Raw genomic sequence first — 8,167 nt, 5'->3', positions numbered from 1 at the left:
CCGGGTACCGGCCACCTGTCAGGCATGTTTGTCACGGCCCACCGCCAGCAGCACGTCGACCAACTCCGAGCCGTACGCCAGCTGCTGGCTGATCTCTCGACGCAGCTCCTTCAGAGCCCACGCCATCGGATCGTCGCTGCCGGCCGTTTCCACGGTGCCGATCAACGGCGCCCGTCGCCTTGGAATCCCTCGCCAACTCCTCCCGGTGAACCCGGCGTGCGCCAGTGGCGACGAGCATCTCTGCCACAAGGGGGAACCGATCGATCCCGCGCGTGATCCACCCAGCCGCTGTGCAGCCGTGCGAATGGACCATCGCCTGTGGCGTGAAATGCCCGGGGCGAGCCTTCCCTGGGCGGCCACGACCTCGCGATCTCCTGCAGGGCCTCGGCATCGGGCGCAGCGGCCATCGCGGCGATCCGAGGGGATTGCGCGAAGCGACAGCCAGCAGCATCCGCAGCGCTTGACGCGGAATCAAGAACCACAATGCCGCCCCGTCCAGAACCCAGACGAAGCGGCAGGTCAGAGCGTTCCGAGTTCAGCATGCCGACGGCAAAAGCTCATCGCCGTTACTGCCAACAAAGATCATCCGTTACCGGATGTTGCCGCCGTCACCGGAGAAGATCTTCATCTTCCCAGGTCAACCGGTCGGGACGGCCGGATTCGAACCGACGACCCCTTGACCCCCAGTCAAGTGCGCTACCAAGCTGCGCCACGTCCCGATGCCCCCGCCAGGTCTCCCCCGCGGCAGCCGGTACAGCTTAGCGCAGGATCTTCGCACCGTGCGCAGAGGCCCCTCCCGCGCCGCGCGCCACACCCCCTAAAGCGTCCTAGGAGGGTGGCGTGCGGCAACGAGTGGCAACCAGCGGGTCAGCCGTGGGCCTTGCCCCGGCCGCCGGGGCCGAGCTTCTTGCGCGGGCGTACCGAGATCTCGATCGGGCTGCCCTCGAAGCCGAACTCCTCGCGGAGCTTGCGCTCGACGAAGCGCTGGTAGCCGGCATCCAGCGGGCCGGTGGTGAACAGCACGAAGCGTGGCGGCGCCGCCCCGGCCTGGGTGGCGAACAGGATGCGCGGAGCGCGTCCGCCGCGTACCGGGTGCGGGGTGGCCTGGACCAGCGCGGTGAGCCACTGGTTGAGCTGCGCGGTCGGGATGCGTGTCTCCCAGCTCGCCAGCGCCTTGCGCAGCGCGGGCGCGAGCTTGTCGACGGCGCGGCCGGTCTTCGCCGACAGGTTCAGCCGGATCGCCCAGGGGATGCGTCGCAGCTCCCGGTCGATCTCCTTGTCCAGGTAGTAGCGGCGGTCGCCGTCCACCAGGTCCCACTTATTGAACGCGATGACCAGCGCCCGGCCGGACTCGACGACCATGGTGAGGATCCGCTGGTCCTGCTCGCTGATCACCTCGCTGGAGTCGATCAGCACCACGGCGACCTCGGCCGCCTCGATCGCCGAGGCGGTACGCAGGCTGGCGTAGTACTCGGTGCCGCTGGCCTTGCCGACCCGCTTGCGCAGGCCGGCGGTGTCGACCAGCTGCCACGTCTCGCCGCCGATCTCGACCAGGCTGTCGACCGGGTCCACAGTGGTGCCCGCGACCGAGTCGACCACCGCCCGCTCCTCGCCGGAGAAGCGGTTGAGAAGGCTGGACTTGCCCACGTTGGGGCGGCCCACGAGCGCCACCCGGCGCGGGCCGCGCGGCCGGTTCTCCACGATCTTCGGCGCCTCGGGCAGCGCGTTCAGGATCGCGTCGAGCAGGTCGCCGGAGCCGCGGCCGTGCAGCGCCGAGACCGGGAACGGCTCACCGAGGCCGAGCGACCACAGCGAGGTCGCCTCCATCTCGATGGTGGTGTTGTCGGCCTTGTTCGCGACCAGGATCACCGGCTTGGCGCTGCGGCGCAGCATCTTCACCGCGGCCTCGTCCACGTCGGTCGAGCCGACCATGGCGTCCACCACGAACAGCACCACGTCGGCGGTGACCACCGCCGTCTCGGCCTGCGCGGCGATGGCCGCGGCACGGTCCTTGGCGTCGGGCTCCCAGCCGCCGGTGTCCACCACTGTGAACGCCCGGCCGTTCCACTGCGCGTCGTAGGGCACCCGGTCCCGGGTCACGCCGGGGATGTCCTCCACGACCGCCTGCCGGCGGCCGATGATGCGGTTGACAAGCGTGGACTTGCCGACGTTGGGGCGGCCGACCACTGCCACCACTGGTTGTGGGCCGGTCGGCTCACCGGAGTCGGCCTCCGGCTCGCGGAGCTCCACCCATCCACCGAAGTCATTGTCACTCATGCCGAGCCGCCCTTCGTTCGCGACTGCGGGGCTCGCACAACCCGCTCACTCCTCGCGCTCACGCGACGCCCCGCTCGGTGAGCATCTCGCGCAGGCGGGCCACGACCTCGTCGATGCCCAGCTCGGTGGTGTCCAGCACGACCGCGTCGGGGGCCTGCTGGAGCGGGTTGACCTTGCGGGTCGAGTCGAGCCGGTCCCGGCGGGACAGGTCGGCGGCGGTCGCCGCGACGTCGGCGGCGTCCTCGGCGCTGCGCCGCTGCGCGCGCGCCGCCTCGGAGGCGGTCAGGTAGACCTTCAGGTCCGCGTCCGGCGCGACCACCGAGCCGATGTCCCGGCCTTCGACCACGATCCGGCCCGCGTCGGCGATCACCCGCCGCTGCCGGTCGACGAGCAGCTCGCGTACGGCGGCGACCGCGGCGACCGCGGACACCGCCTTGGTCACCTCGGCGCCGCGGATGGCGGTGGACACGTCGGTGCCGTCGACTGTCACGGCGTACCCCTGGGGGTCGGTGCCGATGCGCAGGTCGGCCTCGGCGGCGACCTTGGCCACCGACTCGGTGTCGGTGAGTTCCACGCCGGAGCGCAGGACCGCCCAGGTCAGCGCCCGGTACATGGCGCCGGTGTCGAGGTAGCGGGCGCCGAGGCCGGTCGCCAGTCGCCGCGACACGGTGGACTTCCCCGAACCGGACGGCCCGTCCAGAGCGACCACACATCGCCCGGCCGGTACGTTTTCCTCCACCGTTGTCCTCCTCAGCCCGTACCTCGCGGGTCGCCCTTTTTGTCCGGCGCCGTTGAGCGGATGGTTCTGTCGTCAATCATGCCCGCGCCGCGCGGGCGTCCCGCCGGCCGGCGTGTGCCGGGCCGCGGACCGCGTCGAAGCCTACCGGGAGCCGTACCCGGATCGGCGGGTCAGTCACCCACCGCCTTGAACAGGGCGGCGACCTCCGCGTTGGTCAGCCGCCGCATCCGCCCGGTGCGCAGGTCGCCGAGCTTGATCGGACCGATCGAGGTACGGATCAGACGGGACACCGGGTGTCCCACCTCGGCCATCAGACGCCGGACGATGTGTTTGCGCCCCTCGTGCAGGGTCAGCTCCACCTGGGCGGATTTACCGAGCGTGTCGACCAGTTTGAACCCGTCGACCTTCACCGGCCCGTCCTCCAGCTCGACGCCGGCGGTCAGCCGCCTGCCCAGGTTGCGCGGGATCGGCCCGGCCACCTCGGCGAGGTAGGTCTTGAGCACCTCGTACGACGGGTGCATGAGCTTGTGCGCGAGGGTGCCGTCGTTGGTGAGCAGGAGCAGGCCCTCGCTGTCGGCGTCCAGCCGCCCGACGTGGTAGACCCGCTGCTCCAGCCGCGCGCCGACGAAGTCGGCGAGCTCGGTGCGGCCCTTCTCGTCCGCCATGGTGGTGACCACCCCGCGGGGCTTGTTCATCGCCACGTAGACCAGGCGGACGTCGGCCTGGAGCCGCTCCCCGTCGACGACGATCACGTCGCGGGCCGGGTCGGCCTTGTCGCCGAGCTGCGCCACCCGCCCGTTCACGGTGACCCGGCGCCGGAAGATCAGGTCTTCGCAGGCGCGCCGGGAACCCACCCCCGCGGCGGCGAGCACCTTCTGGAGGCGCTCGGCGCCCTCGTACACGGGGGCGTCGGGCTTCGGGGCACGGTCATCGCGTCGCATCGGCAAGCTCTTCTACGTCGTCGGGGAGGAACGGGGCGAGCGGCGGCAGGTCGTCCACCGAGTTGAGCCCCAGCTTCTCCAGGAACATGATGGTGGTCCGGTAGAGGTAGGCCCCGCTGTCCGCTTCGGTGCCGCACTCCTCGACCAGGCCGCGACCCACCAGGGTACGGAGCACCCCGTCGCAGTTGACACCCCGGATGGCCGAGATGCGGGAACGCGTCACCGGCTGCCGGTAGGCGACCACGGCGAGCGTCTCCAGCGCGGCCTGGGTCAGTCGTACGGACTGCCCGTCCAGCACGAACCGTTCCACGTACGTCGCGTATTCCGGCCGGGTGTAGAGACGCCAGCCACCCGCGGCCCGGCGCAGCTCGAATCCGTGCCCTGCGGCGGTGTAACCGGCGGCGATCTCGTCGAGCATCGCGCCGACCCGTTCCGGGGCCTGTTCGAGGACCTCGGCCAGAACCAGCTCGCTGACCGGCTGGTCGACCACGAGCAGGATCGCCTCCAGGGCGCCGCGCAGCTCCGCGTCGTCCATGGCGGGCGCGGGCGCCGGTTCCGGCACGGCTCGCCGGCGTCCCCGCTTAGGGGGTACCCCCTCAGCCCTCGCTCCCCCGCCTGCCTCCTGCGCCGCGTCCCGCGCCGTCGCGCCGACGCCCTGCCCCGCGTCATCGCCGGCGACGGTCGCCGCCCGATCACCGGCGTCGTTCGCGGTACCCGTCTCCGCACCGCTCGCCGATACGGCGTCACGCGTCCCGCTCTCTCCCGAGATCTTGGTACGGTCCCGCCCCTGGAGGGGCTGACCGGTACCAAGACCCGCCCCGATCGTGGCGATCTTGGAAGGAACGGGCCCCTCTGAGGGCCCTTCGCTTCCAAGATCTGTTGGCAGCTCGGGTGTCGCGTCGAGATCTGCGGCTCGGGAGACGGGGGTGTCCGCGATCTCGGGGTCCGGCTGCCCGGGGGTCGCGTCGGAGTCGTCCGGGGCGGGCCTGGGCGGCGCGGGGCGCTCCCACGGTGGCACCCAGGCGGCGGCCTGGTCGGCCAGGGAGTCGCGGCGTTCCTGGTCGCTCATCCGTTCACTCCTGCGTCGGTGCGGGTTCGTCCGCCGCCTCGGTGGGCACGGCGGCGCCGGATGCGCCGGCATCGCCCGGCGCGGCGTCGTCGGCGGGGACGGACGTGGTGGTGGGTTCGGGGGCGCCGGCGTACTCGTCGACTGTGAGCTCGGCCTCGCCGTCGGCCGGGCCGGTCCAGCGGACGGTCAGCTCCTCCAGCGCCTGTTCCTGCACGAACGCGACAAGACCCTGCCGGTACAGCTCCAGCAGCGCCAGGAACCGGGCCACCACCTCGAGCGTCATCTCGCAGTCGGCGCAGAGCAGCGAGAACGTGGCGACCCCGGCGCGGCGCAGCCGGTCGGCGATGATGCCGGCGTGTTCCCGGACGCTGACCCGGACCATGTGCACGTGCGCGATGGAGACCTCGGGCACCGGTTTCGGACTCATCGCCTTCACCGCGAGCTTGCGCAGCCGCTCCGGACCGATGCCGAGCACCAGGTCGGGCAGCGCCTCGGCGTACCGCGGTTCGAGGGTGACCGCCCGCGGGTAGCGCCGGCCGCCGACCGCCTCCAGCTCCGCGATGTGCGCGGCGGCCTCCTTGTACGCCTTGTACTGCAACAGCCGGGCGAACAGCAGATCCCGCGCCTCCAGCAGCGCCAGGTCCTCCTCGTCCTCGACCTCGGCCGAGGGCAGCAGCCGAGCCGCCTTCAGGTCGAGCAGCGTGGCGGCCACCAGCAGGAACTCGCTCGTCTCGTCCAGGTCCCACTGGTCGCCCATGGCGCGCAGGTACGCGATGAACTCGTCGGTGACCTTGTGCAGGGCGACCTCGGTGACGTCCAGCTTGTGCTTGCTGATCAGCTGGAGCAGCAGGTCGAACGGGCCGGTGAAGTTGTCCAGCCGGACCGTGAAGCCACTGGTCTCCCCCGCGGCAGCCGGCTCGACCGGGAGCACCTCGGCGGCCAGCTCCGCGGCGACGGCGGGGTCGCCGGGGCCGTGCGGCGGGTCGAGGGGCGGTGCGGTCACCGGGAAACCGTAGACGACGCGGCGGGCGGCCGGCGTGCGCCCTACCGGTCCGCCTGGGCGGCGATGACCTCCCGCGCGAGCTGCCGGTAGTTGCGCGCGCCGGAGGAGGCCGGGTCGAGGGTGGTGATCGGCGCGCCGGCCACCGTGGACTCGGGGAACTTCACCGTCTTGGTGATGACGGTCTGGTAGACCTTGTCGCCGAACGCCTCGACCACCCGCTGCAGCACCTGGCGGCAGTGGGTGGTGCGGCTGTCGTACATGGTGGCGAGGATGCCTTCGAGTTCCAGGTCGAAGTTGAGCCGCTCGCGCACCTTGTCGATGGTGTCCAGCAGCAGCGCCACACCGCGCAGGCTGAAGAACTCGCACTCCAGCGGGATGAGCACGCCGTGCGCGACGGTCAGCGCGTTGATCGCCAGCAGGCCCAGCGAGGGCTGGCAGTCGATCAGGATGAAGTCGTACTCCTTGCGGATGGTGCGCAGCACCCGCGCCAGTGCCATCTCGCGGGCGACCTCGTTGACCAGCTGGATCTCGGCGGCGGAGAGGTCGATGTTCGCGGGCAGCAGGTGCAGCCCGGCCACGTCGGTCTTGATCAGGACGTCCTCGGCGGTGACGTCGTCCTGCATCAGCAGGTTGTAGACCGACAGGTCCAGGTTGTGCGGGTTGACGCCCAGCCCGACGGAGAGGGCGCCCTGCGGGTCGAAGTCGACGAGCAGCACCTTGCGGCCGTACTCGGCCAGGGCCGCGCCCAGGTTGATGGTCGTCGTGGTCTTGCCGACGCCGCCCTTCTGGTTGGCCATCGCGATGATCCGCGCCGGGCCGTGCCGGTCGGTCGGCATGGGTTCGGGGATCGGCTTGCGCATGGTGTACGCGGCCGGGTCGGCGGGGCCGAGATCGGCGCCGAGCGTCGCCTGCTGCTCACGGAGCTCCGACGTCCAGGTCTCGGCACGGTCACCGTTTCCTGCCATGTCCTCGTTGCCCCCTCCCGACGACCACCCGGCGTCGGAGCCGTCCGACGTCCCTCGCGGCGCCGCTGCGCACCCCCGGTCCGTCGCACCTGGAGGCCCGCGCCGATGCCGACTGTACGCCACCGGCCAGCAGCGCGTTCGGTAGCGGGTCGGCGTGTCGGCCGCCCGTCAGGCCGGCATCACCACGCCGGCTCTCAGCGGGCCCGGGGGTGGGCTGTGGCGTACACCTCGCGCAGCCGCTCCACCGTCACCAGCGTGTAGACCTGGGTGGTGGTCACCGAGGCGTGGCCGAGCAGTTCCTGCACCACGCGCACGTCCGCGCCGCCGTCGAGCAGGTGCGTGGCGTACGAGTGGCGCAGCGTGTGCGGCGAGACCGCGTCGGGCCCGTCCACCGGCAGGCCGGCGCGGGCGGCGGCGGTGCGCAGCACGGCCCAGGCGCCCTGCCGGGTGAGCGGGCCGCCACGGGCGTTGACGAACACCGCGTGGGTGCCGCGCCCGGCGGCCAGCAGCGCCGGGCGGCCCTGGACCAGCCAGGCGCGCAGCGCGCCGGCCGCGTACCCGCCGACCGGGACCAGCCGGGTCCGGCCGCCCTTGCCGCGCAGCAGCACGGTGCCGGCGTCCAGGTCGAGGTCGTCGACCGCCGCGCCGACCGCCTCGGAGATGCGCGCGCCGGTGCCGTACAGGAATTCCAGCAGCGCGCGGTCGCGCAGCGCGCGGGCCGCGGCGTCGCCGGTGGCGCCGGGCAGATCGGCGGCCTCCAGCAGCCGCAGGACCGCGTCCACGGGCAGCGCACGGGGCAGCCGGCGCGGCGGCGCGGGCGGGCGGACGTCGCGGCTGGGGTCGGCGCCGGCGAGTCCCTCGCGCAGCGCGAAGCGGTGCAGGCCGCGGACCGCGCTGGCGGCGCGGGCGGCGGAGGAGACGGCCAGCGGCGGGTGGTCGTCGTCGCCCGCGCGCAGCCGGGCCAGGTGGGCCTCGACCTGCGCGGGCCCGGCGGCGGCCAGGTCGTCCACCCCGGCCGCGGCCAGCGTGGCGAGGTAGCGGTCCAGGTCCCGGCGGTACGACGCGAGCGTGTTCGCGGACAGCCCACGTTCGACGGTGAGGTGGTCCAGGTAGGTCCGGACCGCACGGCGCAGGGCCGGCGCGGGTTCCGCGCCGGCCGCGCGCACGGCGGCG

8 protein-coding genes and 1 tRNA gene are annotated in these 8,167 nt (G+C 72.5%); all 9 read right to left on the bottom strand.

All coding sequences use genetic code 11. The annotated features are described in order from the left end of the window. Positions 1-18 precede the first annotated feature (18 nt). The gene (locus KSK32_RS23700) at positions 19-165 is read right to left on the bottom strand and encodes a hypothetical protein (RefSeq protein ID WP_216933175.1); all 147 of its coding nucleotides are present in this window, start codon (positions 163-165) and stop codon (positions 19-21) included. Between the two features lie 480 nt (positions 166-645). Beyond that, positions 646-719 (bottom strand) — tRNA-Pro (locus KSK32_RS23695). A gap of 148 nt (positions 720-867) precedes the next feature. Beyond that, positions 868-2,277 (bottom strand): ribosome biogenesis GTPase Der, encoded by a 1,410-nt coding sequence (gene der, locus KSK32_RS23690; RefSeq protein WP_254187161.1) that lies wholly within the window; start codon positions 2,275-2,277, stop codon positions 868-870. Between the two features lie 58 nt (positions 2,278-2,335). Then, entirely contained in the window at positions 2,336-3,016 is a 681-nt protein-coding gene (gene cmk, locus KSK32_RS23685) for a (d)CMP kinase (RefSeq protein WP_216933174.1), read from the bottom strand. Positions 3,017-3,186: 170 nt separating this feature from the next. After that, the gene (locus KSK32_RS23680; protein ID WP_216933173.1) at positions 3,187-3,957 is read right to left on the bottom strand and encodes a pseudouridine synthase; all 771 of its coding nucleotides are present in this window, start codon (positions 3,955-3,957) and stop codon (positions 3,187-3,189) included. Then, positions 3,944-5,026: an SMC-Scp complex subunit ScpB gene (scpB, locus tag KSK32_RS23675; RefSeq protein ID WP_216933172.1), complete on the bottom strand. Its 1,083-nt coding sequence runs from the start codon at positions 5,024-5,026 to the stop codon at positions 3,944-3,946. Before scpB ends, KSK32_RS23680 begins: the two co-directional genes overlap by 14 nt. Before the next feature lie 4 nt (positions 5,027-5,030). Further along, positions 5,031-6,029 (bottom strand): ScpA family protein, encoded by a 999-nt coding sequence (locus tag KSK32_RS23670; protein WP_216933171.1) that lies wholly within the window; start codon positions 6,027-6,029, stop codon positions 5,031-5,033. A 41-nt stretch (positions 6,030-6,070) separates the two neighbouring features. Next, a complete protein-coding gene (locus KSK32_RS23665; RefSeq protein ID WP_013285595.1) occupies positions 6,071-6,994 on the bottom strand; it encodes a ParA family protein in 924 nt (307 codons plus the stop codon). A gap of 194 nt (positions 6,995-7,188) precedes the next feature. Further along, complete coding sequence (locus tag KSK32_RS23660; protein ID WP_216933170.1) at positions 7,189-8,160, bottom strand: site-specific tyrosine recombinase XerD; 972 nt, start codon at positions 8,158-8,160, stop codon at positions 7,189-7,191. Between the last annotated feature and the right edge of the window lie 7 nt (positions 8,161-8,167).

This window comes from Micromonospora sp. WMMB482 (assembly GCF_019038635.1).
Taxonomy (GTDB): Bacteria; Actinomycetota; Actinomycetes; order Mycobacteriales; family Micromonosporaceae; genus Micromonospora; species Micromonospora marina.
This window is presented reverse-complemented; position numbering and strand designations above follow the sequence as displayed.